Source organism: Acidovorax sp. 1608163, assembly GCF_003669015.1.
Taxonomy (GTDB): domain Bacteria; phylum Pseudomonadota; class Gammaproteobacteria; order Burkholderiales; family Burkholderiaceae_C; genus Acidovorax.
This window is the reverse complement of the sequence record NZ_CP033069.1, coordinates 460168-485930: the sequence shown is the minus strand read 5'-3', so window position 1 is coordinate 485930 and position 25763 is coordinate 460168. Positions and strand designations below refer to the sequence as shown.

The 25763-nt window shown below is 61.9% G+C and carries 32 protein-coding genes; 4 read left to right on the top strand and 28 right to left on the bottom strand.

Annotation, left to right across the window (positions count from 1 at the left end):
- Positions 1-50 precede the first annotated feature (50 nt).
- The 21 genes from rpsK to EAG14_RS02065 all read right to left on the bottom strand — a co-directional run bounded on the left by rpsK (position 51) and on the right by EAG14_RS02065 (position 14827).
- Complete coding sequence (rpsK, locus tag EAG14_RS02165; RefSeq protein ID WP_005793662.1) at positions 51-455, bottom strand: 30S ribosomal protein S11; 405 nt, start codon at positions 453-455, stop codon at positions 51-53.
- An 18-nt stretch (positions 456-473) separates the two neighbouring features.
- A complete protein-coding gene (gene rpsM / locus EAG14_RS02160; protein WP_099656879.1) occupies positions 474-839 on the bottom strand; it encodes a 30S ribosomal protein S13 in 366 nt (121 codons plus the stop codon).
- Positions 840-862: 23 nt separating this feature from the next.
- Positions 863-976 carry a 50S ribosomal protein L36 gene (rpmJ, locus tag EAG14_RS02155; protein WP_005793651.1) on the bottom strand — a complete coding sequence of 38 codons (114 nt, stop codon included), beginning with the start codon at positions 974-976 and terminating at the stop codon, positions 863-865.
- 137 nt (positions 977-1113) lie between these two features.
- Positions 1114-2433 carry a preprotein translocase subunit SecY gene (secY, locus tag EAG14_RS02150; protein WP_099656880.1) on the bottom strand — a complete coding sequence of 440 codons (1320 nt, stop codon included), beginning with the start codon at positions 2431-2433 and terminating at the stop codon, positions 1114-1116.
- A 24-nt stretch (positions 2434-2457) separates the two neighbouring features.
- Positions 2458-2889 carry a 50S ribosomal protein L15 gene (gene rplO / locus EAG14_RS02145; protein ID WP_099656881.1) on the bottom strand — a complete coding sequence of 144 codons (432 nt, stop codon included), beginning with the start codon at positions 2887-2889 and terminating at the stop codon, positions 2458-2460.
- Between the two features lie 10 nt (positions 2890-2899).
- Positions 2900-3082 carry a 50S ribosomal protein L30 gene (gene rpmD / locus EAG14_RS02140; protein WP_044399276.1) on the bottom strand — a complete coding sequence of 61 codons (183 nt, stop codon included), beginning with the start codon at positions 3080-3082 and terminating at the stop codon, positions 2900-2902.
- A gap of 14 nt (positions 3083-3096) precedes the next feature.
- Positions 3097-3615 (bottom strand): 30S ribosomal protein S5, encoded by a 519-nt coding sequence (rpsE, locus tag EAG14_RS02135; RefSeq protein WP_069103887.1) that lies wholly within the window; start codon positions 3613-3615, stop codon positions 3097-3099.
- Between the two features lie 17 nt (positions 3616-3632).
- Positions 3633-3998: a 50S ribosomal protein L18 gene (gene rplR / locus EAG14_RS02130; protein ID WP_099656882.1), complete on the bottom strand. Its 366-nt coding sequence runs from the start codon at positions 3996-3998 to the stop codon at positions 3633-3635.
- An 11-nt stretch (positions 3999-4009) separates the two neighbouring features.
- Positions 4010-4543 carry a 50S ribosomal protein L6 gene (rplF, locus tag EAG14_RS02125; RefSeq protein ID WP_121727926.1) on the bottom strand — a complete coding sequence of 178 codons (534 nt, stop codon included), beginning with the start codon at positions 4541-4543 and terminating at the stop codon, positions 4010-4012.
- A 24-nt stretch (positions 4544-4567) separates the two neighbouring features.
- Positions 4568-4963 carry a 30S ribosomal protein S8 gene (gene rpsH, locus EAG14_RS02120; RefSeq protein ID WP_005793636.1) on the bottom strand — a complete coding sequence of 132 codons (396 nt, stop codon included), beginning with the start codon at positions 4961-4963 and terminating at the stop codon, positions 4568-4570.
- Between the two features lie 20 nt (positions 4964-4983).
- Complete coding sequence (rpsN, locus tag EAG14_RS02115; protein ID WP_099656884.1) at positions 4984-5289, bottom strand: 30S ribosomal protein S14; 306 nt, start codon at positions 5287-5289, stop codon at positions 4984-4986.
- 8 nt (positions 5290-5297) lie between these two features.
- On the bottom strand, positions 5298-5837 hold the full coding sequence (gene rplE / locus EAG14_RS02110; protein ID WP_099656885.1) for a 50S ribosomal protein L5: 540 nt from the start codon (positions 5835-5837) through the stop codon (positions 5298-5300).
- A 9-nt stretch (positions 5838-5846) separates the two neighbouring features.
- On the bottom strand, positions 5847-6167 hold the full coding sequence (gene rplX, locus EAG14_RS02105) for a 50S ribosomal protein L24 (protein ID WP_099656886.1): 321 nt from the start codon (positions 6165-6167) through the stop codon (positions 5847-5849).
- Between the two features lie 9 nt (positions 6168-6176).
- On the bottom strand, positions 6177-6545 hold the full coding sequence (gene rplN / locus EAG14_RS02100) for a 50S ribosomal protein L14 (RefSeq protein WP_007861702.1): 369 nt from the start codon (positions 6543-6545) through the stop codon (positions 6177-6179).
- 194 nt (positions 6546-6739) lie between these two features.
- Entirely contained in the window at positions 6740-8332 is a 1593-nt protein-coding gene (locus EAG14_RS02095; protein ID WP_121727925.1) for a glycerol-3-phosphate dehydrogenase/oxidase, read from the bottom strand.
- A gap of 233 nt (positions 8333-8565) precedes the next feature.
- Positions 8566-10299, bottom strand: a complete 1734-nt coding sequence (locus EAG14_RS02090) for an ABC transporter substrate-binding protein (protein ID WP_099656888.1) — start codon at positions 10297-10299, stop codon at positions 8566-8568.
- 198 nt (positions 10300-10497) lie between these two features.
- A complete protein-coding gene (locus tag EAG14_RS02085; RefSeq protein WP_099656889.1) occupies positions 10498-10806 on the bottom strand; it encodes a DUF2160 domain-containing protein in 309 nt (102 codons plus the stop codon).
- 156 nt (positions 10807-10962) lie between these two features.
- On the bottom strand, positions 10963-11775 hold the full coding sequence (locus EAG14_RS02080) for a carbohydrate ABC transporter permease (protein WP_099656890.1): 813 nt from the start codon (positions 11773-11775) through the stop codon (positions 10963-10965).
- Positions 11768-12664, bottom strand: a complete 897-nt coding sequence (locus EAG14_RS02075; protein ID WP_099656891.1) for a carbohydrate ABC transporter permease — start codon at positions 12662-12664, stop codon at positions 11768-11770. The genes EAG14_RS02080 and EAG14_RS02075 overlap by 8 nt, the downstream gene beginning before the upstream one ends.
- Positions 12661-13737, bottom strand: a complete 1077-nt coding sequence (locus EAG14_RS02070) for an ABC transporter ATP-binding protein (protein WP_121730252.1) — start codon at positions 13735-13737, stop codon at positions 12661-12663. Before EAG14_RS02070 ends, EAG14_RS02075 begins: the two co-directional genes overlap by 4 nt.
- Before the next feature lies 1 nt (position 13738).
- Positions 13739-14827: an ABC transporter ATP-binding protein gene (locus EAG14_RS02065; RefSeq protein ID WP_121727924.1), complete on the bottom strand. Its 1089-nt coding sequence runs from the start codon at positions 14825-14827 to the stop codon at positions 13739-13741.
- Positions 14828-15103: 276 nt separating this feature from the next.
- Between EAG14_RS02065 and EAG14_RS02060 the strand changes: the two genes are divergently transcribed.
- The 4 genes from EAG14_RS02060 to proC all read left to right on the top strand — a co-directional run bounded on the left by EAG14_RS02060 (position 15104) and on the right by proC (position 18900).
- Positions 15104-15868 (top strand): DeoR/GlpR family DNA-binding transcription regulator, encoded by a 765-nt coding sequence (locus EAG14_RS02060; protein ID WP_121727923.1) that lies wholly within the window; start codon positions 15104-15106, stop codon positions 15866-15868.
- A gap of 194 nt (positions 15869-16062) precedes the next feature.
- Positions 16063-17556 carry a glycerol kinase GlpK gene (glpK, locus tag EAG14_RS02050; protein ID WP_121727922.1) on the top strand — a complete coding sequence of 498 codons (1494 nt, stop codon included), beginning with the start codon at positions 16063-16065 and terminating at the stop codon, positions 17554-17556.
- 109 nt (positions 17557-17665) lie between these two features.
- Positions 17666-17890, top strand: coding sequence for a molybdenum ABC transporter permease (locus EAG14_RS02045; protein ID WP_121727921.1), 225 nt, complete (start codon positions 17666-17668; stop codon positions 17888-17890).
- A gap of 164 nt (positions 17891-18054) precedes the next feature.
- Positions 18055-18900 carry a pyrroline-5-carboxylate reductase gene (gene proC, locus EAG14_RS02040; protein WP_099742224.1) on the top strand — a complete coding sequence of 282 codons (846 nt, stop codon included), beginning with the start codon at positions 18055-18057 and terminating at the stop codon, positions 18898-18900.
- 197 nt (positions 18901-19097) lie between these two features.
- Here the strand turns inward: proC and EAG14_RS02035 are convergent, their stop codons facing one another.
- The 7 genes from EAG14_RS02035 to EAG14_RS02005 all read right to left on the bottom strand — a co-directional run bounded on the left by EAG14_RS02035 (position 19098) and on the right by EAG14_RS02005 (position 25737).
- Positions 19098-19745: a VWA domain-containing protein gene (locus tag EAG14_RS02035; protein WP_121727920.1), complete on the bottom strand. Its 648-nt coding sequence runs from the start codon at positions 19743-19745 to the stop codon at positions 19098-19100.
- 18 nt (positions 19746-19763) lie between these two features.
- Positions 19764-20804 (bottom strand): hypothetical protein, encoded by a 1041-nt coding sequence (locus tag EAG14_RS02030; protein ID WP_121727919.1) that lies wholly within the window; start codon positions 20802-20804, stop codon positions 19764-19766.
- A gap of 70 nt (positions 20805-20874) precedes the next feature.
- Entirely contained in the window at positions 20875-21486 is a 612-nt protein-coding gene (locus EAG14_RS02025; protein WP_099656898.1) for a TerD family protein, read from the bottom strand.
- Positions 21487-21571: 85 nt separating this feature from the next.
- Positions 21572-22807, bottom strand: coding sequence for a hypothetical protein (locus EAG14_RS02020; protein ID WP_121727918.1), 1236 nt, complete (start codon positions 22805-22807; stop codon positions 21572-21574).
- 102 nt (positions 22808-22909) lie between these two features.
- Positions 22910-23842, bottom strand: a complete 933-nt coding sequence (locus EAG14_RS02015; RefSeq protein ID WP_205603487.1) for a hypothetical protein — start codon at positions 23840-23842, stop codon at positions 22910-22912.
- 259 nt (positions 23843-24101) lie between these two features.
- Complete coding sequence (gene ubiA, locus EAG14_RS02010; protein ID WP_121730251.1) at positions 24102-25001, bottom strand: 4-hydroxybenzoate octaprenyltransferase; 900 nt, start codon at positions 24999-25001, stop codon at positions 24102-24104.
- A gap of 217 nt (positions 25002-25218) precedes the next feature.
- Complete coding sequence (locus EAG14_RS02005; protein WP_056647935.1) at positions 25219-25737, bottom strand: Dps family protein; 519 nt, start codon at positions 25735-25737, stop codon at positions 25219-25221.
- Positions 25738-25763: the final 26 nt, after the last annotated feature.

The window sequence follows — 25763 nt, the reverse complement described above, 5'->3', positions numbered from 1 at the left end:
AGCCACCTGGAGCGCTTTCGCGTCTACAGGTGGCGGTGGGCTTGGGAAAATTAGATACGGCGGCGCTTTTGAGGGCGGCAGCCATTGTGCGGCACAGGCGTCACATCGGAAATCGATGTGATGCGAATACCCAGGGCGCCCAGAGCGCGCACAGAAGATTCACGACCAGGACCAGGACCCTTGATTTCAACATCCAGGTTCTTGATGCCTTGGTCAATGGCTGCACGACCTGCCACTTCGGAAGCTACCTGGGCAGCAAACGGAGTGGACTTGCGGGAGCCCTTGAAACCTTGACCACCAGACGAAGCCCAAGACAATGCATTGCCTTGGCGATCGGTGATGGTGATGATCGTGTTGTTGAAGGATGCATGCACGTGAGCGATGCCATCCGAAACGTTCTTACGAACCTTCTTGCGAACGCGTTGAGCTGCGTTATTGGCAGGAGACTTAGCCATAATGATCTTTCAATCTCTTTATTTCTTCAGTGCAGCTGCACCCTTGCGCGGACCCTTGCGAGTACGGGCGTTGGTACGCGTACGCTGACCACGCATCGGCAAACCACGACGATGGCGGAAACCACGGTAGCAGCCAATGTCCATCAAGCGCTTGATGTTCATGGTGGTTTCGCGGCGCAGATCACCTTCAATGGTGAACTGCTCGATTTGCTCGCGAATTTTTTCCAGGTCGCCGTCCGTCAGATCTTTGATCTTCTTGGAGTAAGCGATGCCAGTTGCTTCGCAAATCTTGCGAGCGCGGGTGCGACCAATACCAAAAATGGAGGTCAGACCGATTTCCGCATGCTTGTGGGGCGGAATATTGATGCCAGCGATACGTGCCATATGCGTCCTCTAATACTTTCCAATCAACCCTGGCGCTGCTTGTGACGCAGATCCGTGCAGATCACGCGCACCACACCTTTGCGGCGGATGATCTTGCAGTTGCGGCAGATTTTTTTGACCGAAGCCGAAACTCTCATTGCATTCTCCTAAAACTTTTCCATCCGTCCCGGCTATTCTGCACGGAACACAATGCGTGCCCGCGAAAATTCGTGGGGCGCTCACTTAACTTATTCGTGCCAATCAATGACCACTTGGTAGTGGTCATTGCAGCACCTTAACCACCACTGCCACCCTTGAAGTTTGCCTTCTTGAGCAGAGACTCGTACTGCTGCGACATCATGTAGTTTTGAACCTGGGCCATGAAGTCCATGGTCACCACCACAATGATCAACAGAGAAGTACCGCCGAAATAAAACGGCACGTTGTACTTGAGAATCAAAAACTCCGGCAGCAAACACACAAAGGTGATGTAGACGGCACCGGCAAGAGTCAAGCGAACGAGAATCTTGTCAATGTAGCGGGCAGTCTGCTCACCAGGGCGAATGCCAGGAATAAAGGCACCGCTCTTTTTCAGGTTGTCTGCAGTTTCACGGCTGTTGAAAACCAGCGCTGTGTAAAAGAAGCAGAAGAAAACAATGGCAGCGGCGTAGAACATCACATAGATGGGCTGACCAGGGGTCAGAGCACCAGAGATATCCTTCAACCAGCGCATTGAATCACCAGCACTGAACCAGTTCACCACTGTCGCAGGCAACAGAATGATCGACGATGCAAAGATCGGCGGAATCACACCAGCCATGTTCAACTTCAGGGGCAAATGCGAAGCCTGACCACCGTAAACCTTGTTTCCAACCTGACGGCGGGCATAGTTCACGAGGATCTTGCGCTGCCCTCGTTCAACGAACACAACAAAGTATGTTACCAGACCAACCACCAACACGATAAAAATCGCAGCAGGGGCGGACATTGCACCAGTACCAACCAGTTCCAGCAAACCACCGATAGAGCTGGGAAGCCCCGCAGCGATGCCAGCGAAGATCAGTATCGAGATACCGTTCCCCAAGCCACGCTCGGTAATTTGTTCACCCAACCACATCAAAAACATGGTGCCTGCAGTCAAACTGACCACCGCTGTCATGCGGAAACCAAAACCGGGGCTGAGAACCAGACCAGCAGAGCTTTCCAACGCCACAGCAATACCGAACGACTGAAACAGAGCCAGCCCCAAGGTACCCGCACGGGTGTATTGGGTGATTTTCCGGCGGCCCGCTTCGCCTTCCTTCTTCAATTGCTCAAAGGTGGGAATGACGTAGGTCATCAGCTGCAGGATGATCGATGCCGAAATGTACGGCATGATCCCCAGAGCGAAGACCGTGAAACGAGACAGAGCACCACCCGAGAACATGTTGAACAGGTTCAGGATGCCGCCCTGTTGTCCGCTGAACAATTGCTGAAGTTGGGCTGGATCGATGCCTGGCACAGGGATATGGGCCCCGATGCGATACACGACCAGCGCAAGCAACAGAAAAACCAGACGGCGACGGAGATCGCCGAACTTGCCGGTCTTTGCAATTTGAGCTGCGCTAGTTGCCACAGATGCCTTCCTTGAGGAACGCTATCAGGCTACAGAGCCACCAGCAGCTTCAATCGCTGCCTTGGCACCAGCCGTTGCGCCCACACCCGTCAGCTTGACAGCCTTGGTCAAAGAACCGCTCTTGATGACCTTGACCACCTTGGCCAGTTCACCGATCAGACCGGCTTGCTTCAGAGCCAAAACGTCGACTTCAGGCAGACCCAGTTGGTCCAGAGCAGACAGCGTGACTTCTGCGTTGAACTTCAGCAAATGGGACTTGAAACCGCGCTTGGGCAGACGGCGTTGCAAAGGCATTTGACCGCCTTCAAAACCCACTTTGTGGTAACCACCCGAACGGGACTTCTGACCTTTGTGACCACGGCCAGCGGTCTTGCCCAAACCGGAGCCGATGCCACGGCCTACACGGCGCTTGGCATGCTTGGCGCCGTCTGCGGGCTTGATGCTATTGAGTTCCATGATCGATCTCTCAGACGATTTTGACCAGATAGCTGATCTTGTTAATCATGCCGCGCACTTCGGGCGTGTCTTGCAATTCGCTGATGCTGTTCAGCTTGCGCAGACCCAGACCACGGACGGTGGCGCGGTGCGACTCTTTGGTGCCAATCGGGCTGCGCACCAGTTGAATCTTGACGGTTTGTTGCGTTGTCATATTCAGGCTCCGGTTCAGGCGAAGATGTCTTCGACTGTCTTGCCGCGCTTGGCTGCCACATTCGACGGGGTGGTCGAATTGACGAGCGCGTCAAACGTTGCACGAACCATGTTGTAAGGATTGGAAGAACCATGGCTCTTTGCCACGATATCCGTCACACCCAACACTTCGAAGACTGCGCGCATAGGACCGCCAGCAATGATGCCGGTACCCTTAGGAGCGGGAGCCATCATCACAACAGCGGCGCCATGGTGGCCAGTCACGTTGTGGAAAATGGTGCCGTTCTTCAGCGAAACCTTGACCATGTTGCGACGGGCCTCTTCCATCGCCTTTTGCACTGCAGCAGGCACTTCCTTGGACTTGCCCTTGCCCATGCCAACGCGGCCATCACCGTCGCCGACCACAGTCAGTGCAGCGAAGCCGAGAATACGGCCGCCCTTCACGACTTTGGTCACGCGATTCACCGCGATCATTTTTTCGCGCAGACCGTCGTCTTGACCTTCGCTCTGCACTTTGGGTTGAAATTTAGCCATTTTTTATTCCGCTCCGCTTAGAACTGCAGACCAGCTTCGCGGGCTGCATCGGCCAAAGCCTTGACGCGACCGTGATAAGCGAAACCTGCACGATCAAATGCAACCTTCTCAACGCCTGCTGCCTTCGCTTTTTCAGCGATGCGCTTGCCGATCAGTTGGGCTGCAGCGGCATTGCCACCCTTGCCCGAACCGCCCAAGGACTTGCGCACATCGGCTTCTGCCGTGGAAGCGCTGGCCAGCACTTGGCTGCCATCGCCGGAAATCACACTGGCGTAGATATGGAGGTTCGTACGATTCACAGTCAAACGGGCCACGCCTTGCTGGGCAATGCGGATGCGTGTTTGACGGGCACGACGAAGACGCTGCTCTTTCTTTGTCAACATGTTGCAGCTCCTTATTTCTTCTTGGTCTCTTTGATCGTGATCTTCTCATCCGCGTAGCGGATGCCCTTGCCCTTGTAAGGCTCGGGAGGACGAACAGCACGAATCTCAGCGGCGATTTGACCTACACGCTGACGGTCGGCACCCTTCACTACCACTTCGGTAGGGGTAGGTGTTGCGACAGTGATGCCAGCAGGCATTTCGAAATTGACGGGATGGGAATAACCCACAGCCAGGTTCAACTTGGAACCGGATGCAGCAGCTTTGTAACCCACACCAACCAAGCTCAGCTTCTTTTCGAAGCCTTTGCTCACGCCAACAACCATGTTGTTGACCAGCTGACGCAGCGTACCGCTCATGGCGTTGGCTTCACGCGAGTCATCCACAGGCTCGAAGCTCAACTTGCCATCATTGCTGGACACTTTGACCAACACGTTTTGTGCCAGTGTCAGTGCGCCACCAGAACCCTTGACGGAGATCTGGTCATCTTTGATCGACACATCCACACCAGCGGGGATGGTCACGGGCATTTTTCCTACTCGGGACATTTCAGTTACTCCTCAATGCCGCGGTTAGGCCACGTAGCACAGCACTTCGCCACCGACACCGGTAGCACGCGCTTTGCGATCAGTCATCACGCCCTTAGGAGTCGTGACGATTGCCACACCCAGACCGTTCATAACTTGTGGAATGGAATCACGGCCTTTGTAGACACGCAGACCAGGGCGGCTGACGCGCTCAATGCGCTCAATCACTGGACGGCCTGCGTAGTACTTCAGGGCGATTTCGAGTTCGGACTTGCCAGCTTCAGTTTTCACTTGGAAGCCGTCGATATAACCTTCGTCCTTCAGCACTTGGGCGATGGCAATCTTCACTTTGGAAGAAGGCACCAGAACCGTGGCCTTGGAGACCATCTGTGCATTACGGATGCGGGTCAGCAAGTCAGCGATGGGATCACTCATGCTCATGTTTAATCTCTCCTGCCTGCTTACCAGCTGGCTTTGGTGACACCAGGGATGTCGCCTGCAAAAGCCAGTTCACGGATCTTGGCGCGGGCCAGACCGAATTGACGGAAGGTACCGCGAGGGCGGCCGGTGATTTCGCAACGGTTGCGCTGACGCGTTGGGTTGGCGTTGCGTGGGAGCTTTTGCAAGCCCAGACGAGCAGCTTCACGCTCTTCGTCACTACGCTTGGCATCGCCAGCAATTGCCTTCAGTTCCGCATACTTGGTTGCGTACTTGGCAGCCAGTTTTTCGCGCTTCAGTTCGCGCTGGATCAAAGCTACTTTAGCCATGCTTCGCCTCAGTTCTTGAACGGGAAACGGAAACCAGCCAGAAGCGCCTTGGCTTCTTCGTCGGTCTTGGCCGTTGTGGTGATGCTGATGTTCAGGCCACGCAGAGCGTCAACCTTGTCGTACTCGATTTCAGGGAAAATGATCTGTTCCTTGACACCGATGTTGTAGTTGCCACGACCATCAAAGGCACGGCCAGAGATACCACGGAAGTCACGAACGCGGGGCAGTGCCACGGTCACGAAACGGTCCAGGAACTCATACATTTGCACGCCACGCAGCGTGACCATGCAACCAATCGCTTGGCCTTCGCGAATCTTGAAACCAGCGATAGCCTTCTTGGCTTTGGTCACCACAGGCTTTTGACCAGCAATCTTGGTCAGATCAGCCACGGCGTTGTCCATCACCTTCTTGTCCGACACGGCTTCGCTCACACCCATGTTCAGGGTGATTTTGGTCAGACGTGGAACCTGCATGGGCGAGGTGTAACCGAACTGCTTGGTCAGCTCGGGGGCGACTTTGTCGCGGTAAATTTCTTGCAGTCGTGCCATGTTTACCCCTTAGGCCGCCTTGATTTCAGCGCCGCTGGACTTGAACACGCGAATGCGCGAACCATCAGCCTGCACCTTGATACCCACGCGATCAGCCTTGCCGGTAGCCGCATTGAAGATGGCCACGTTGGACTGATGGATTGGCATAGCCTTTTCAACGATGCCGCCAGTTGTGCCCTTCATGGGGTTTGGCTTGGCGTGCTTCTTGACCAGGTTGATGCCGTCGATGACCACATAAGAGTCATCTTTGCGCAGCGACACTGTGCCGCGCTTGCCCTTGTCGCGCCCTGTCAGCACGATGACTTCGTCGCCTTTGCGAATCTTGTTCATGGCGCGTCCTTAGAGAACTTCAGGAGCCAGGGACACGATCTTCATGAACTTTTCGGTACGCAGCTCGCGCGTCACGGGTCCAAAGATGCGGGTGCCGATAGGCTCCAACTTTGCATTCAGCAACACCGCAGCGTTGCCATCGAATTTGACGAGCGAACCGTCGCCGCGACGAATACCCTTCGCCGTGCGAACCACCACTGCGCTGTAAACCTCGCCTTTTTTGACGCGGCCACGTGGAGCGGCTTCTTTGATGCTCACCTTGATGATGTCGCCAACGCTTGCATAGCGACGCTTAGAGCCACCCAGCACCTTAATGCAAAGGACGGACTTAGCGCCGGTGTTGTCGGCAACCTCTAACCGAGATTCTGTCTGGATCATTTCAATATTCCCAACTTGCACCAGAAGACAACAGCCCCAGAGAACTTCTCAAGGGCTGCAAATCAGCCAGTCAGTCTTGGGCCCGTCGTCCGCACCGCAAACCATTTGCAGCACTTCCCGCTGGGCAGAAACTTCACGCTTTAAACGCGAAGCCTTTGATTATTGCAAACCCAAAGCGCCAAGTCAAGCGCCTATCACATTTCTGGGCGCAAATATTGTGGTGCCAATGCCAAAAAAGCAGGCAACTGCGGGTCGCCACCCAACTCTTCTCGCAGGATCTCTGCAACGGCAGGGGCAACCTCCTGGGCCAGGCGGGCGTCCAGGAACAGCATGCGCGAGCGGCGCGCCAGCACGTCCTCGACGGTTCGGGCGTATTCAAAGCGTGCAGCAAACCGCACCATCGCCTCGGTCAATCCACCGCCCAAGGCGTTGGATGCCCCTGGTAAACCCGCCACTTGCGCAGCATCTGCCCCATAAGAATGCATGCCTGGCGCGTCGCTGATACGGTGGCGCACCGCCTCGGTCGGGGTACCCACCAGCGGCAGCTGGTTGGTCACACCCGCAGCCTTGGGCGGCAAAGCTCCAGTATCAAAGCACTTTTGCAGCACGTCTTCGGCCATGGCGCGATAGGTCGTCCACTTGCCGCCCGTCACGGTGACCAGGCCACTGCGGCTGGCCAGCACGGTGTGCTCCCGACTAATGCTCTTGGTGTTACCGCCGTCATCGTCCTGCGGCTTGACCAAGGGGCGCAACCCGACCCAGATGCTGCGAATGTCCTCGGGCTTGGGCGCGCGGGTCAGGTAGCGGGCAGACTCGTTCAGGATGAAGGCGACTTCTTCCTTGAACGGCAAAGGCTCGCGCACCACATCCTGGCGGGGGCTGTCTGTGGTGCCCAAAATGAGCTTGCCCAGCCACGGAACCGCAAAAAGCACCCGCCCGTCCGCCGTCTTGGGCACCATCAGTGCATGGTCTGACGGCAAAAATTCTTTGTCCACCACGATGTGAACGCCCTGGCTGGGCGCCACGATGGGCTTGACGGGCTTGCCAATGGCCTCCCCGTCCATTTGGCGCAGGCCATCCACCCACACACCCGTGGCATTCACCACGCAGCGCGCCTTGACCGTGAAAGCACGGCCAGATTCCACGTCTTCACACTCGAACCCAGCCACCCGCCCACCTTCATGGACCAACTTCTTGGCGGGGCAGTAGTTCACCAGCAGCGCTCCGCGGCTGGCAGCGGTGCGCGCCAGCGCCAGGGCCAGACGAGCGTCGTCAAATTGGCCATCCCAATACTTCACGCCGCCTTTGAGCCCGTCTTTGCGGGCCGTGGGCAGGCACTGCAAGGTGCGCTCGCGCCCCAGGAACTGCGTGGCACCCAGCCCGGCCTTGCCCGCCAGGGCGTCGTACATCATGAGGCCGATGCCGTAGAAGGGCGTCTCCCAAAAGCGGTAGGACGGCATCACAAACGGCAGGGGCTGCGCCAGGTGGGGCGCGTTGCTCAGCAGCGTGGTGCGCTCGTGCAGGGCCTCGCGCACCAGGGAGATATTGCCCTGCGCCAGGTAGCGCACGCCACCGTGCACCAGCTTGGTGGCCCGGGATGAGGTGCCCTTGGCGAAATCGTGCGAATCCACCAGCACCACACTGAAACCCCGCGCCGCCGCATCCAAGGCCACCCCCAGGCCCGTGGCGCCCCCGCCAATCACGGCCAGGTCATACAAGTGCGGCTGGGCCAAACGGTCCAGAAGTTCGGCACGCGGGGTGGGAAGGGGGGCTGAAACATTGGTCATGGGTGCTGATTGTCCATGGGAGGCCACAGTTTTTAAGGGTTAACCCTTGATTTTGTAACACCAGTGGAGGGCTTGGGTAACAAACCTTGCACCAGCTCCAGGCGGGCGCAAGGCCAAAGAGGCAACAAAAAAGACACAACCACCCTGGGGCTGCCCACCACCATCGCCCCAGGGAGGGCGGCAGGCACGGCACACCTTGCTGTGCCGTGCGCTGCCATCAAACTACCCGCGCATCAGCGCACCTTGCCGGCCTTCCAGGCGTCCAGCAGGGTTTGGTAGGCGATGGTTTCGCCCTTCGGCTTTTCGTTCGCCAGCTTCTTCCAGGGGGCTTGCTTGTCGCTCAGCCACTTGTTGGGGTCTTCCTTCTTGTTGAGCTTGGGCGCGCAGTGGGCCATGCCAGCGCGCTCCAGGCGGGCCATCACCTGGTCCATCTCGTCGGCCAGCGTGTCCATGGCGCCTTGCGGGGTCTTTTCACCCGTCACGGCCTGGGCTACGTTCTTCCACCACAGCTGGGCCAGCTTGGGGTAGTCGGGCACGTTGGTACCGGTGGGCGACCATGCCACGCGGGCGGGGCTGCGGTAGAACTCCACCAAACCGCCCAGCTTGGGCGCTGCATCGGTCATGGCCTTGGACTGGATGTCGCTCTCGCGGATCGGGGTCAGGCCCACCAGCGTCTTCTTGAGCGAGGTGGTCTTGGCCGTCACGAACTGGGCATAGAGCCAGGCAGCAGCGGTCTTGTTGGCGTCGTGGTCCTTGAAGAAGGTCCAGCTGCCCACGTCCTGGTAGCCGTTTTGCATGCCTTGCTTCCAATAGGGGCCGTTGGGGCCAGGGGCCATGCGCCACTTGGGTGTGCCGTCGGCGTTCACCACAGGCAGGCCGGGCTTGGTCATGTCGGCCGTGAAGGCGGTGTACCAGAAGATTTGCTGCGCGATCTGGCCCTGGGCGGGCACAGGGCCGGCCTCGCCGAAGGTCATGCCCGTGGCTTCCTTGGGCGCGTACTTCTTCATCCAGTCCACGTACTTGGTCAGAGCGTAGACGGCGGCTGGCGAGTTGGTCGCACCGCCACGGGATACAGAAGCACCCACCGGTGTGCATTTGTCGTCGGCCACGCGAATGCCCCACTCGTCGATGGGCAGGCCATTGGGCGCGCCGATGTCGGCGGTGCCGGCCATCGACAGCCAGGCATCGGTGAAGCGCCAGCCCAACGATGGGTCCTTCTTGCCGTAGTCCATGTGGCCGTAAATGGCCTTGCCGTCGATCTGCTTGACGTCGTTGGTGAAGAACTCGGCGATGTCTTCGTAGGCAGACCAGTTCAGTGGCACGCCCAGGTCATAGCCGTACTTGGCCTTGAACTTGTCCTTGATGTCCTTGCGCTCGAACAGGTCGGCGCGGAACCAGTACAGGTTGGCGAACTGCTGGTCGGGCAATTGGTACATCTTGCCGTCGGGCCCGGTGGTGAACTTGGTGCCGATGTAATCCTTGATGTCGATACCGGGGTTCGTCCACTCCTTGCCGGTGCCGCTCATGTAGTCGGTCAGGCTCATGATCTTGCCGTAGCGGTAGTGCGTACCGATCAGGTCCGAATCGGAGATCCAGCCGTCGTAAATCGACTTGCCCGACTGCATGGAGGTCTGCAGCTTCTCGACCACGTCGCCTTCCTGGATCAGGTCGTGCTTGACCTTGATGCCAGTGATTTCCTCGAACGCCTTGGCCAGCGTCTTGGATTCGTATTCATGGGTGGTGATGGTCTCAGACACCACCGAGATTTCCTTGACGCCCTTGCCCTGGAGCTTCTTGGCAGCGTCGATGAACCACTTCATCTCGGCCATCTGCTGGTCTTTGCTCAGCGTGGATGGCTGGAACTCACTGTCGATCCACTTCTTGGCTTCGGCCTCGCCGGCCCAGGCGGCTTGCCCCAGGGCCAGGGTGGCGGCGGCGAACGCGATCGCCGTGAACTGCATCTTCATTGTTGTCTCCTCAGATGGAACCCCCATGGTGGATGAACACCGGCCCTGGGGGGAATCGGGCCGGGGCTTGTCATCATCAAAAACAATAGCTGCTAGCGCTTGCTGCACCTATGCTTCAGATACTTTTTTATCTCAATCACTTACCAAATAAGCGCTGGCAGCTATCGTTTTGATACCGCACAGATGCCCAAGCGCCCATCACCCCTTGCGCATCACCAGCGCCAGCAGCGCCATCGACAGCACAAAGCTGATCCAGATGGACGGATCGCCATCCAAGCTGAACCACTGCGCCAGCTTGCCGCTGATGCCCACAAAAATCAGGTTCACATAGGCCGCCGACAGCAGCCCGATAAAAAGCCGATCACCGCGCGTGGTCTCCAGCGGCAAAAAGCCCTTGCGCATCGTTGTGGGCGATTTCACCTCCCACACCGCCATGCCGATCAGCATGAGCACGATGCAGATGAAGAACACCGCCACGGGCAACGTCCAAGCCATCCAGTCAAACATTTGAAGCATTCCTTTCCATTAGCGTGGCGTCAGATACCGCCAAAGCACATCCCTACTGGCACGCCCAAGGCCAGGGACGCCGAGCCAGGGCCGCCCCGCAGCGAGGGCGTCGTCCCCCTGGAGGGGGAAGGCGCCGCAGGCGACTCAGGGGGTGCATCACACCCGTCCCATCGCGAAACCCTTGGCGATGTAGTGGCGCACAAACCAGATCACGATCGCACCCGGCACGATGGTCAGCACACCCGCCGCCGCCAGCGTGGCCCAGTCCATGCCGCTGGCGCTCACCGTGCGCGTCATCGTGGCCACGATGGGCTTGGCGTTCACGCTGGTCAACGTGCGGGCCAGCAGCAGCTCCACCCAGCTGAACATGAAGCAGAAGAACGCCGCTACACCCACACCGGCCTTGATGAGCGGCAGGAAGATGGTGAGGAAAAAGCGCGGAAAGCTGTAGCCATCGATGTAGGCCGTCTCGTCGATCTCGCGCGGAATGCCACTCATGAAGCCTTCCAAAATCCACACCGCCAGCGGCACGCTGAACAAAAGATGCGCCAGCGCCACGGCAATGTGCGTGTCCATCAGCCCCACGGTGGTGTAGAGCTGAAAGAACGGCAGCAAAAACACGGCCGGCGGCGTCATGCGGTTTGTGAGCAGCCAGAAGAACACATGCTTGTCACCCAGGAAGCTGTAGCGCGAGAACGCATAGGCCGCTGGCAGCGCCACGGTGAGCGTGATCACCATGTTGATGCTGACGTAGATCAGGCTGTTGATGTAGCCCGAATACCAGCTCTCATCGGTGAAGATGGTCTTGTAGTTGTCCCACGTAAAGTGCTGCGGAAAAAAGGAGAACGTCGAAAGAATTTCGGCATTCGTCTTGAAGCTCATGTTCACCATCCAGTAGATGGGCAACAGCGCAAACAGCAGGTACGCGATCAGGAACAGCGTGCGTTTTTGGAAGCGTTTTTCATGCATGGCCAGCCCCTTCGTCGCTGACGGTGCCCACCCGCTGCATCCAGTTGTAGAGGATGAAGCACAGCAGCAAGATGATGAAGAAATAGATCAGCGAGAACGCTGCGGCAGGGCCCAGGTCGAACTGGCCCACGGCCTTGGTCGTGAGGTACTGCGACAGGAACGTGGTCGCATTGCCCGGCCCGCCACCGGTGAGCACAAAGGGCTCGGTGTAGATCATGAAGCTGTCCATGAAGCGCAGCAGCACCGCAATCATCAGCACGCCGCGCATCTTGGGCAGCTGGATGTAGCGGAACACCGCCAGCTTGCTGGCGCCATCGATGCGGGCTGCCTGGTAGTACGCATCGGGGATGGAGCGCAGCCCGGCAAAGGCCAGCAGCGCCACCAGTGGTGTCCAGTGCCACACATCCATCAGCAGCACCGTGAGCCAGGCCTGCGTGGCGTTGCCGGTGTAGCTGTATTCAATGCCCATCTCCTGCAGCATGCGGCCCATCAGGCCAATGTCGGCCCGGCCATAAATCTGCCAGATGGTGCCCACCACGTTCCACGGAATCAGCAGCGACAGCGCCACCACCACCAGCACGGCGGACGACTTCCAGCCCTGCGCGGGCATGGACAGCGCCAGCAGAATGCCCAGCGGAATCTCCACCGCCAGCACGGCCAGCGAGAAGGTGATCTGCCGCCACAGGGCCGAGTGCAACTCCTCGTCGCGCATCACGGCGGCAAACCACTCGGTGCCCACAAAAACGCGGCGCTCGGGGCTGATGATGTCTTGCACCGAATAGTTCACCACCGTCATCAACGGCAAGATGGCCGAGAAGGCCACGCAGAGGATGACCGGCAGGATCAGGAACCAGGCCTTCTGGTTCACGGGTTTGGTGGTTGCGCTCATGCCAGCAACTCCTCATTCTTGTAAAAGCAGGTGTGCTCACCCAGCACCTGCAGCCACACCGTATCGCCTGCCGAGGGCAGCCGCGTCTCGGGGCTGAAGCGAGCCTTGAGCGTGTGCTCGCCCACCTTCGCGGTCAGCATCAGGTAGGTGCCGATGTCCTGCACCTGCGCCACGCTGCAGGCCAATGCGCCGGGCTGCTGCGCAGCGGCCAGCGCCAGGTATTCGGGGCGAATGCCGACCTGCAGCGAACCAGCGGGCAGCGCGCGCCCCGCGGGGGCCGCCAGGCGATGGCCCGCTACGGTCAGCTCGGCACCTTCCGACTGCGCAGGCAAAAAGTTCATGCCCGGCGAGCCAATGAAGTGCCCCACAAACACGTGCTGGGGCCGCTCAAACAGCGCATCGGCCGATCCCACCTGCACCGCACGGCCCCGCGTCATCACCACCACCTGGTCGGCAAAGGTCAGCGCCTCCACCTGGTCGTGCGTCACGTAGATCAGCGTGAGCTTGAGTTCATGGTGGATCTGCTTGAGCTTGCGACGCAGCTGCCACTTGAGGTGCGGGTCGATCACCGTGAGCGGCTCGTCAAACAGCACCGCCGCCACGTCCGATCGCACCAGGCCACGGCCCAGCGATATTTTTTGCTTCTGGTCGGCCGACAGGCCCGCTGCGCGCATGTTGAGCTGGTGGCTCATCTCCAGCATCTCGGCAATCGCGCCCACGCGCTCTTTGATCTGGGCTTCGGGCACCTTGCGGTTCTTCAGCGGAAAGGCCAGGTTCTCGGCCACCGTCATGGTGTCGTAGATCACCGGGAACTGGAACACCTGCGCAATGTTGCGCTCCTGTGGGCTGGCGCGGGTCACGTCGCGGCCATCAAACAGCACCTTGCCGTGCGATGGCACGAGCAGGCCCGACATGATGTTGAGCATGGTGGTCTTGCCACAGCCCGAGGGGCCCAGCAGCGCATAGGCGCCGCCGTCTTCAAATTCCATCTTCAAGGGCAGCAGCGCGTAGTCGCTGTCCTGCTGCGGGTGGGGCTTGTACGAATGCGCCAAGTCCAGACTGATACGCGCCATCTCAGCGACCTCCTTGTACAGCCAGGTGGCGGGCAGGCGCCCACACCAGGCGCTCGTCTGCGCCAAACACATAGGCCTGCGCCGGGTCCAGGTGCAAGGTGATGCTTGTGCCCAGCTCAAAGTAGTGCACGCCGGTGAGCTGTGCCACCAGCTCGCCCCAGGGCGTGTGGGCGTGCACAAAGGTGTCCGAGCCCGAGATTTCGGCCAGCTCCACCACGCCGCTCACGCTCACATCGCCGGGGCGGGCATGCACGCGCAGGGCACTGGCGCGCACGCCCACCGTCAAGGCGCCAGCGGCGCTGCCTGCGGGCAGTGGAATGGCCAGATCGCTACCGCCTTGCAACCGCACGCCTTGCGGCAATGGCGTGGCAGGGATCAGGTTCATCGGCGGGTCGCTGAAGGCGCGCGCCACACTCAGTGAATTGGGCGCATGGAATACCTCGGCCGTGGGGCCGTATTGCAGCAACCGACCTTCATCGAGCACGGCGGTGTAGCCGCCCAGCAGCAGCGCCTCGCCCGGCTCGGTGGTGGCGTACACCACCGTGGACTGGCCTGCGGCAAACAGCTGCGTCAGTTCTTCGCGCAGCTCTTCGCGCAGCTTGTAATCCAGGTTCACCAGGGGTTCGTCCAGCAGCATCAGCGGCGCGCCCTTGGCCAGTGCACGCGCCAGCGCCACACGCTGCTGTTGCCCGCCCGACAGCTCGGCCGGGTAGCGGTCCAGAAACATGTCGATGTGCAGCCGCCCGGCCAACTCGCGCACCCGGGCGTCAATGTCCTTGTCGCCGCGCAGCTTCAGTGGCGAGGCGATGTTGTCAAACACCTTCATCGAGGGGTAGTTGATGAACTGCTGGTACACCATGGCCACGTTGCGCTCGCGCACGGGCATGCCCGTCACATCCACACCATCCACCGTCACCTTGCCTGCGGTGGGCGTGTCCAGCCCCGCCATGATGCGCATCAGGCTGGTCTTGCCCGCCTGCGTAGCGCCCAGCAGCACCGTCACGGCATTGCTTTGCAAGGCCAGGCTCATGTCATAAAGCCAGGTCTGCGCCCCCACCCTTTTGCTGATGCTGTCCAGTGCCAGCTGCATGAAGCATCCTCTTCCGGCCCAACGGCCTGTGTGACAAGACGACCCGCATGGATGCCAGCCGCCCGTGATTTTCGATATTTTTCATTTTTGTTCTTTTTGATTCGAATCGAATCCAGGTTTACCCTTAATCATTTCGTTTTCGTTCGATTTAAAGTCCAGCAAAGCGTACGGCGTTCGCTTTCTGTTCATTTCAGTTTCGCTACGATTCGATGACAAAACGCTGCCTGCACCACCCAGGCGAGCCCCCCCCCGAACGCACAACCCATCCGTCTGCCCGTGAACACCAACCCCCGCCAACTGCAACTGCTTGAAGAAGTGCGCACCCGCAAGTCCGCCACCGTGGAACAACTGGCCGACACCCTGGGCGTGACCCTGCAGACCGTGCGCCGCGATGTGCAGCGGCTGGCCGAGTCGGGCCTGCTCACGCGCTTTCATGGCGGGGTGCGCGTGCCCAGCTCCACGGTGGAGAACCTGGCCCACACCCAGCGCGAAACCCTGCACGCCGAAGGCAAAGCCCGCATTGCCCGCGCCGTGGCCGAACAGGTGCCGAACAACTGCTCGCTGATCCTGAACATCGGCACCACGACCGAGGCCATCGCCAAGGCCCTGCTGCACCACCGCGGCCTGCGCGTCATCACCAACAACCTGAACGTGGCGGCCATCCTGTGCAGCAACCCCGAGTGCGAGGTCATCGTGGCCGGCGGCATGGTGCGCCCGCGCGACCGGGGCATCGTGGGCGAAGCGGCGGTGGATTTCATCCGCCAGTTCAAGGTGGACATCGCCCTCATCGGCATCTCGGGCATCGAGCCCGACGGCTCGCTGCGCGACTTTGACTACCGCGAGGTGAAGGTGGCGCAAACCATCATCGGCCAGGCCCGCGAGGTGTGGCTGGCGGCCGACCAAAGCAAGTTCAACCGCCCGGCCATGGTGCAGCTGGCCACGCTCAATCAAATCGGGCGGCTCTTCACCGATGCGCCCCCGCCTGAGCCTTTTCCCGCGTTGCTGCAAGATGCCGGTGTGATCTGCACCGTGGCAGCCTGAAAGATGGAGTGCATCCCCCTGAGCCGCTTCGCGCCTTCCCCCTTCTCTCGAATTGCGATGCAATTCGGGAAGGGGGACACCGCCAGCGCGGCGGGGCGGCCCTTGCGCGGCGGTCGCTGGCATCGGCTGCGCGCTTTCAAGGGCCAGCTCTCCAAGTTAGGGCCGAACTACATGCCTAACAAACCTATTCTTCTATGACCTACCTGCTCGCACTCGACCAAGGCACCTCCAGCTCCCGCAGCATCGTCTTTGACGAACGCGGCCACATCGTGGCCCAGGCGCAGCTGGAGCTGCCGCAGATCTACCCCCAGCCCGGCTGGGTGGAGCACGACCCGCTGGAAATCTGGCGCACCCAGCTGGCCACCGCAAGCGATGCGCTGGCCAAGGCGGGCATTGCGGCCAGCGCCGTGCGCGCCGTAGGCATCACCAACCAGCGCGAAACCACGGTGCTCTGGAACCGCAAGACGGGCCAGCCCGTGCACCACGCCATCGTGTGGCAAGACCGCCGCGCCGAGCCCGCCTGCGCCCAGCTGCGCGAACAAGGCCACGCCGCCACCATCCAGGCCAAGACGGGCCTGCTGGTGGATGCCTACTTCTCCGGCACCAAGCTGCAGTGGCTGCTCGACCACGTGCCCGGCGCGCGCGATGCGGCCGAACGAGGCGAACTGGCCTTTGGCACGGTCGACAGCTGGCTGATGTGGAAGCTGACCCACGGCCAGGTGCATGTGACGGACGTGAGCAACGCCTCGCGCACCATGCTGTTCAATGTGCACACCAACCAGTGGGACGACGAGCTGCTGGCCCTGCTGCGCATTCCCAAGGCGCTGCTGCCCGAGGTGCTGCCCTCGGCCGCCCACTTTGGCGACACGGCGGCCGACCTGCTGGGCCACCCCATCCGCATCGGCGGCGTGGCGGGCGACCAGCAAAGCGCACTGTTCGGCCAAGCCTGCTTCACGGCGGGCATGGCAAAGAACACCTATGGCACGGGCTGCTTCATGCTCATGCACACGGGCAGCACCTTCCAGACCAGCCAGAACGGCCTGCTCACCACCAGCGCGGCGCAAGCCACCACCCAGCCCGAGTTCGCCATGGAAGGCTCGGTCTTCGTGGGCGGCGCCGTGGTGCAGTGGCTGCGCGATGGCCTGCGCGCCATCACCAACAGCAGCGAGGTCGAGTCGCTCGCGCAAAGCGTGCCCGACTCGGGCGGCGTGATGATGGTGCCCGCCTTCACCGGCCTGGGCGCCCCCTACTGGAAGCCCGACGCACGCGGCACCATCACGGGCCTCACGCGCGGCAGCACCATTGCCCACATCGCCCGCGCGGCGCTGGAGAGCATCGCCTACCAAAGCGCCGCCCTGCTGCTGGCCATGAGCCGCGACGCCGTGGCCGCCGGTGGCGCCCCGGTGAGCGAGCTGCGCGTGGATGGCGGCGCGTGCGTGAACGACCTGCTGATGCAGTTCCAGGCCGACCTGCTGGGCATCCCGGTGGTGCGCCCTGCGGTCATCGAGACCACGGCGCTGGGCGCGGCCTACCTGGCAGGCCTGTCGAGCGGCGTGTACGCCAGCACCAGCGAACTCTCCCACCTGTGGCGCGCCGACCGCCGTTTTGTGCCCACGCTGAGCAACGGCCGCGCGCAAGAGTTGATGGCGAACTGGGAACACGCGGTGCGACAAACCACGGCAGCCTGACCACGCCTGAAGCACGGCCGATACAAACAGAGGAAACTGAAAGCATTTGACACACCCACGCTCACCCTCGCTAGATAGCATTGCGCTTCTTTTTTTAAAGGGAGGTGCTATGAGTCTTGTGTGGGGTATTGTTTTCTTGGTGGCCGGTCTTGCCGGCCGTTTTTTCATCGGTCGACGGAAATTCAATCGTCGGAACGTCGCTGGTATCGAGGAGTATGAAAGCTACAGCTCCGCACTGGCCAACTCAGCGTTTGACCGCATCGCATCTATTGGCTCGGGCATTTTGATTTTTCTCGGCATCGTGTTGAGCGCTGGTTTTTTTCTGAGCAAGTAGGTAGCCCACTTGAAGCCGCTTGTACCGAGCCTGCCGAAACGCAATACCGGCGTCGGCCAGCTCAGTCGGATTGGATACTTCTAAACCGCAGAGGTCCAAACTCAATAGGTTGCTGACGTGCTGCCCGCGCTACCATCGTGGCCCTTCCAGACTGTTGACCGACCATGAGCACCACCTCTGCCCCCGCTTCTGCCTCCACCCTGCCCGTCATCGCTTTCATCGGCGGCGGCAACATGGCCAGCGCCATCATTGGCGGGCTGATCCACCAGGGCCTGCCTGCCAGCCAGATCGAGGTGGTGGAACCCTGGGCCGAAGCACGCGAGGCGCTGCGCAAAAACTACGGCATTGAAGCCCAGGCAGAGGCCGGCCCCGCCCTGCAGCGCGCAGGCATCGTGGTCTGGGCCGTCAAGCCGCAAACCTTCAAGGACGCGGCCGCACAGGCCAAGTCCCACACCCCAGCCGCCCTGCACCTGAGCGTGGCCGCAGGCATCCGCTCCAGCAGCATCGCGCAATGGCTCGGCACCGAGCGCATCGTGCGCACCATGCCCAACACACCGGCCCTGGTGGGCAAGGGCATGAGCGCCATCTACGCCCGCCCCGCCGTCACGCCAGCCGAGCGCCAGAGTGTGGAAGCCATCATGGCGTCCACCGGCGAGTTCCTGTGGGTAGAGAGCGAAAAGCAGCTGGATGCCGTCACGGCCCTCTCCGGCTCGGGCCCGGCCTACGTGTTTTATTTCCTCGAAGCCATGACCCGTGCCGGCGTGGGCATGGGGCTGAGCGAGCAGCAGGCGCACCAATTGGCCGTGGGCACGTTTGTGGGCGCCTCTGAACTGGCCCGCCGCTCCGACGAGCCCCCGGCCGTGCTGCGCCAGCGCGTCACGTCCAAGGGCGGCACCACCTACGCGGCGCTGCAATCCATGGAAGGCGCTGGTGTGGGCCCAGCCTTTGAGCGCGCCATGGAAGCCGCACGCCAGCGGGCGGACGAGCTGGGCAACGAGTTCGGCGGCTGACGCCTAAAACATCAAGCAAAATTAGCTGCTAGCGCTTATTGAGCAAGCGCCAGCAGCTATATTTTTAATAGCAAACCAAACCCAAGCGGCGAACGCGCCTCAGGCCCGCCCCGCCTTCAGCCAAGCCACCAGCTCGTCGCTGATGAGCGACTGGTTGATGGCATCGTCCGGCTGCTGCACCCATTGGCGCACCCGGTTCACCGCCGTGAAGCCCACGTTGCTGAACTTGTCCCCAGGCCCTGGATGTAGGGGAACTGGGCGGACTGGTTGCTCACCCCCAGGAAGTGGAAATACACCCCGTCGCCCCGCGCCTGTGAGGCAGACAGCAGCGCAGTGGTCCGGGCCTCGTCGGCGCTTTCGCCATCGGTCACAAAGAAGATCAGCGTCTGGCGGGGCTTGGCGACAGGTGCCGGGGCTTCGCCGCCGCCGAACAAGCGGCTCAGAAAGCCCTTGGGCTTCTCGGTCATCCACCCGAAGTCGGTCAACACCCTCTCCAGCACATACGAGTAGTCGGTCGCGCCCATGTAGCCGGGGCAGCCAATGATTTCGCGCTGCACATAGCCCGCGTAGTTCTTGGCGCTCACATCCGTGGCGTGGTGCACATTGCGAGGGCCGTTGGAGAAGGTGTAGACCTCCATCTTTTGGTCCGGGTCAAACAGCGCGGCCCAGGGGATCAGGCGTGTGAGCAGGTCGTTGGTCACGCCCTGGCGGTGCTCGTCGTCAAACGAGCCGGAGACATCCATCACAAACGCTACGTCCACTTTGGGCAGTTCGCTCACGCCCGCCTTGGCCAGGTTGAGCACCAGGGCTTGTTGCGATTTGTTCAGGTCCAGGGTGAGCGCCATGTTCGGTCGTCCGTCAAGTTAAGAGAGGTGGAGCAGGCCCAGCAGGCCTTGCAGTTGCTGCGCCAGGGCGTAGCGTTCGGTGTCGTTCAACTGCCGCGCCTGGGTGGCCAGGGCCACTTTTTCTGTCCACGCAGGCAGGGCCATCAGCACGGTGTCCTGGATGCGGTGGATCAGCCCATCCAGGCTGTGCTGGCTGCCTTGGCGCAGCTGCAGGCCCCCATGGATGTGCAGCACGGTCTGCGCCAGCGCGCTGGCGCGTTGCAGCAAGGCATGGGCGCGTGGATCGGCGCCAGAGTCCAGCAGATCGGCCAGGTAGTGCGCGGCCAGGCTTTGCGCCTCCAGCCGCACGGCCAGCGGAGCCAGTTCGCTGCCAATGCCTTGCAGCTCGGCCTGCAGGCTGCGCAGAGCGGGCAAGGCCTCGGCCAGATGCTGGCGCAGTTGCGCCAGCTCGCCCTGGCTGGCCTGCAACAGCGCTGCGGGCCCGGCGCTGGTCTTCCAGAACAGCAGCGGCGACTTGGCGGGGGCCAGCCATTCGTCGGCAATGCCTTGCAGCAGCGCATGCAAACGTGCCACATGGCGCAGGCTGGTCTGCAGCGTGGTGGCCTGGGTGATCTGCAACGAGGCATCGACCAGCGCGCCATAGCGCTGCTGGGCCTCTTCGCCCCAGCGGGCGGCCTGGGTCGCGCTCAGGGTATCGACGATGGTGGCCTGCAGCAGGCGCTGGGCTTGCTGCAGCGCCTCGGGCATCGCGGCTGGAAAGCGCTGGACCAGCTCCGGCAGGCTGACCTCCACACCCCGGCGAATCGTGCCCGGCACCACCGAGGGCGGGGCCTTTTGCGCCCCGGATGAAGCACTGGGCGATGCAATGGGTGCAACACCCGGCTGCGGCGCCACCGTGGTGGGCGCGGGGCGCGAGGCCCCCTGCACCGTGGCAGGCACCCCACCCGGCGCAATGACCGTGGCCCGCAAGCCCGCGCCACCTGCGGCTTCAGGCCCCGGCGTGGCGGCTGCTTGCGCCTGCGGGCTGGCAGGGGTGTGGGTGATGACTTTGGGCTTCATCCGGCAAGGGGCATGGATTCAAAGGGGGCGTTACAGAACAAGAACACGGACTGCGCCCCCGCCTCGCCGCTCAAGAAAAGTGCGACAGGATGAAGTTGAAATCGCCGTTGAACCCGCTGCCTGCGGCCAGGTAATGCCAGCCGCTGCCGTCCAGCAGCAGGCTGCCCATCTGCACCGCGTTGAAAGGACCGAATTCGTTGGACAGCAGGTACTCGCCCAGCACCAGGCCCTGGTCGTTCTTGATGCGGATGCCCGCGTTTTTCACGGACGAGAAGTTGGCGCCGGCTGCGGCGTGGATGGTCACGAAGATCGGGATCTCGTTCACGCCCGCAGGGATCTTGCTGCCGTCAATCGACAGGGTTTCGTCCACGTCCAGGTTCACGCCGGTGCGTGCATCGCCCGAGTGGGTGATGCCGCCTTCGGGCGTGGAGAACGAGCCATCGGCGTTGGTGGTCAACACGCCTTGCGGGTTGGTCTTCTTGGCGTTGTAGGTGCTCAGCACCTGGTCAAAGCTGGTGACCTTGGCGCCACCGCCGCCATTGGTGGCAAGCAGCGCATGGGTGTCCAGGTCGTGCGCCGAATCCCACGACAGCTCCACCGTGAAGCGCGCAGGCTTGGCCAGGTTCAGAGACAGTTTGGGGGCGGTATCGCCGGGCTTGGAGAGCTTCAGTTCAAGGGCCATGTCGGTTTCCTTCGGGGCAACATCAGGGGGTGTCTGGGCGCCCCGCCCTCACAGCGCATTGCGCGGGGCGGGCCGGGGGCCAGGGTCAGTATTTCAGGGCCTGGTCGGGGCGCAGCTGCTGGCCCACGGCCAGCATGTCCTGGCGGGCCTGGGCAAACACCTCGCGGGCCTGGGCAAACTTTTGCTGGTTGTCGGCACGGGCTTGCTCCACCACGCCCACCAGCTGCGCGGTGTCGGCCACGATGGCCTGCAGCTGCTGCGCCTGGGCCAGGCGGTTGTCGCCCGGCGCGTTGGCGGCCTTGGTGACCACGTCTTTCATCAACGCCGAGCGCACACCGGCCAGGTTCTGGTCCAGCGCGGCGCCTTGGTCGGCCAACTGCTGCACCGACTGGGTGACCAGCGCGCCGTGCAGCGTGAGCAGCGTCATCTTGATGCTGGCAAAGCGGCTCGATGCGGTGGTGGTGGTTTCTTGCAGCGTGGCAATGGCGGCGTTTTGCAGTTGCCGGATCACGAGTTGGTCGGCAGGAAGGCGGCTGAGCGTGCCTTCGAGCGCCAGCGCGCGCGATTCCAGCGCCTGAAGCTTGTCTTTGAGTTCGGTGACGTGGGCCGTGTCCTGCGGGTTGCCGGGCTGGGCATTCTGCTCGGCCTGCGCTACCTGCTCACGCGCACGCGACAAAAACAACGACAAGAAGGCCACCACCACCACAAAGTCGCTGTAGCGGTCGCGGTACGAATCCTTGAGCTGCTCCAGCGCACGGATTTCGGTGTCGAGCTTGTGCTGCTCCTGGCGCAACTCGCCATCCATCTTTTGCACCACATCGACCAGCGTCTTGGTCTTGCCCAGGGCGATGCGGCGGGTTTCCTCCCACACGGCGGCCAGCGCCTTGGCGGCAGCCGCCTTGTTGAACAGGCCACCAATGCGCGAGAGCAAGGTGGGTTCGGGGTTCAGGATGCGCTGCGCCAGCGCGGGCAGGTCTTCCTTGTCCACGGCCTCTTTGAGGTTCGCGATCAGCTTGAAGATTTTGGGGTCGTTGCCCTGGTCGATGCGCGAGAGAAAGCCATCAAGCGTGCGGTGCAGGGCCGTTTCCACGTCGCCGCCCAGGGTGACGACCTCGCGCGTGGGCAGGGTCAGAAAGTCCACCTGCGACAGGTTTTGCTGCACCAGCTGCTGTTGATCGGCGTGGAGCGTGACGGGAAAGTGCGCAGGCAACGCCACAGGAGCGGCCGAAACCGCCGACACGGACAGCGCCTCCTGAACGGGGGGTTGCGTCACGACGGCGTTGCCGCCAATCACAGTAGCGGTCAGTGGATTGCGGGTCATGGGCGTCTCTGGGAGTTCATCGGCAGCGGCCGAGTTTAATGGCGAACCCATGGCGCTGCGGCGGGCGCCAGGGCTGCTTCAAAGGGGCGGCGCGGGTCCCGCTCAATACATCCCTTGCGGGCACTTGGCCTTGTGGGCGGGCTTGATCTCCACAGGCTGCCAACGGTCATCCAAGGCCCACGCACTGGCCCGCTTGCGGGTCATTTGGTTGCCTTTGCCCAGGCTGCTCACGTTGATGGCCACCACCTTGTTGAACTTGCCAAAGCTGCAATCGACCTCAAACTCCAGCCCCTCCTTGGCAGAGACCACAGGCAGGGGAACCTCCACCAGCTTCAGCGGGGACTTGGCCATTTCAGCGGGGGGCAAGCGGTCATAGTCGCTCGTCACATCCACCACAAAGCCCGCCCGGGAAAACCGTTCCAGGCCATTGCCTGCGGTGCTGCCTGCGGTCGACTGGGCCCAAAAGCCCGCGCTCTTGCCCGCCACGGTGTCAGACGAAAGGTTGGACCATTGCTGGCGCAGTTCTTTGCGCGATGGCAAGGGCCCACCGGAGGGCTGCGGGGCGGAAAGGGGCACGGGCGCAGCGGACGGCGTGGCAGCCGCTGGTGCGGGCGCCGCCTTGGCCACAGGCATGGGGGCCGCTTCGCCCTTGAATTGGTACTTGCCGTCAAACGGCACATCGCCCCAGGCACTGGCACAGGTCTCGACATGCAGCTGCATGCCACCTGCCGCGCGCTTCAAGGTCATGCTGCACCGGCCTTCGCTGAAGCTCCAGCCGCCAGGCGCGTCGGACAAACGGCCTTCGCCAGCACCGCTGCGCAACTGGCCCGGCTTGCCGATCTCCGAGACCTCCAGCGTGAACTTGCCATTGGGCTTGACGGTCAACACGCGCTCGAAGCGGCTGTCACTGGCGTCATACACCCCCGCCTTGGGGTAGGGGCTGTAGTCGGCAGACAGCGCGGGGGCCGCCAGGCTCAGCAGCGCGGCTGCGATGAACAGGCAATGTGCAGCACGGGGGAAGGTGGGTGATTTCATGCAAGCCAGACGAGAAGAAGGGGACAAGGAAGGGGGAAACCGGCACCCATCGCTCGGCCGGCCGAGACTGCACAGGGCGCACGATCTTATCGAGCCCCCCTGCTCAGGAAAGCGCCACAGAGCGCCATCCACACACCTCCCAACAATCCTTACACCTTGCAACCATCCGCGCCACGAGTGCAGAAACTGGGGCCAGTTGGACGCGCTGCGCCGAAGATGCCTCCAAGCGATCGCCAGGCCGCTGCGGCGCCGTGCAGCCTCAAGCCCCAACCACCCCCAGCCACCGCAGCAGGTAACTGCCCGCAATGCCCGCAAACACCGTGGCGCCCAGCCAGTGGTTGATGCGAAACGCCTTGAAGCAGCCCTCGCGGGTGCGCGTGCGGATCAGAGTGAAGTGCCACACGGCCTGGGCCAGTGCCGCAGCAATTGCTATATAAAAAATAGCGCCTAGCGCATAAGGAGCAAGCACTACAGCCCAAATTCCTATAAAAAGCAGATAGAACAGCACAATGCCCGCCACGTCAAAGCGGCCCAGGGTGATGGCCGAGGTCTTGATGCCGATCTTGAGGTCGTCGTCACGGTCCACCATGGCGTATTCGGTGTCGTAGGCCAGCACCCAGAACATATTGCCCAGCCACATCCACCACGCCACGGCGGGCACGCTGCCCTGCACCGCAGCGAAGGCGATGACGATGCCAAAGTTGAACGCAATGCCCAGCACCGCCTGCGGCATGGAGATAAGGCGCTTGGTGAACGGGTAGGCAATGGCCACCAGCACGGCGGGCACGGACCAGAGGATGGCGGCGGTGTTGGTGGTGAGCACCAGGCCAAACGACACGAGGGCCAGCACGGCGCCCAAACCCAGCGCCTCTTTCACCGACACGGCGCCCGTGGTCACGGGCCGCTGCGCCGTGCGCTTGACGTGTTTGTCAAAGTCGCGGTCGGCCACATCGTTCACGCAGCAGCCGGCGCTGCGCATGAGGAAGGTGCCCAGCACAAACACCACCAGCAGGTGCCAGCCGGGGAAGCCATCGGCCGCAATCCACAGCGCAGACAGCGTGGGCCACAGGCACACCAGCCAGCCGGCGGGGCGGTCCCAGCGGATGAGGTCGAGATAAAGCGAAAAGCGGCTGCGGGGGACGGTGGTGGCGGCGGTCATGGGGCGGGATTTTCCCAGATGCAGGCTCGGCATCGGCCCGGCCAGAAAAACGCCCGGGGCCTTACGGCCACCGGGCGTTCGGTTCACAGCGCAGCAGCTGGCTTAGAGCGGAGAACAAAACCCAGCGCAGCGGTTCTGGCTAGGCGCCGCGTCGCAGGCAGTACAAGTAGCACGACAAGACGCGGCAACGACGCCAGAAGGGTTTTGTTAGCCGCTCTTACTCTTCGAGCAGCGAGCGCAGCATCCACGCCGTCTGTTCATGCACCGTCAGGCGCTGCGTCAGCAGGTCCGCCGTGGGCTCGTCGCTGGCTTTGTCGGCCAGAGGGAACAGGCTGCGCGCAGTGCGGGCCACGGCCTCGTGGCCTTCGACCAGCACACGCACCATGTCCAGCGCCTTGGGTGGCTTGGCGGGGGCGTCGGGCACGGTGGCCAGCTTGCCAAACTCGGCGTACGAGCCCGGAGCCACATGGCCCAGCGAGCGGATGCGCTCGGCAATCGGGTCCACCGCGTTCCACAGCTCGGTGTACTGCGCCATGAACATGGTGTGCAGCGTGTTGAACATGGGACCCGTCACGTTCCAGTGGAAGTTGTGGGTGGTGAGGTACAGGGTGTAGGTGTCGGCCAGCAGGCGCGACAGGCCCTGGGCGATGGCAGCGCGATCCTTGTCGCTGATGCCGATGTTGATGCTGGGGGCAGAGGTCTTGCCGGGTGCGGCTTTGCCAGGAGCTTTGGCCATGGGGGTCCTTCCGTGCTGAAACATGA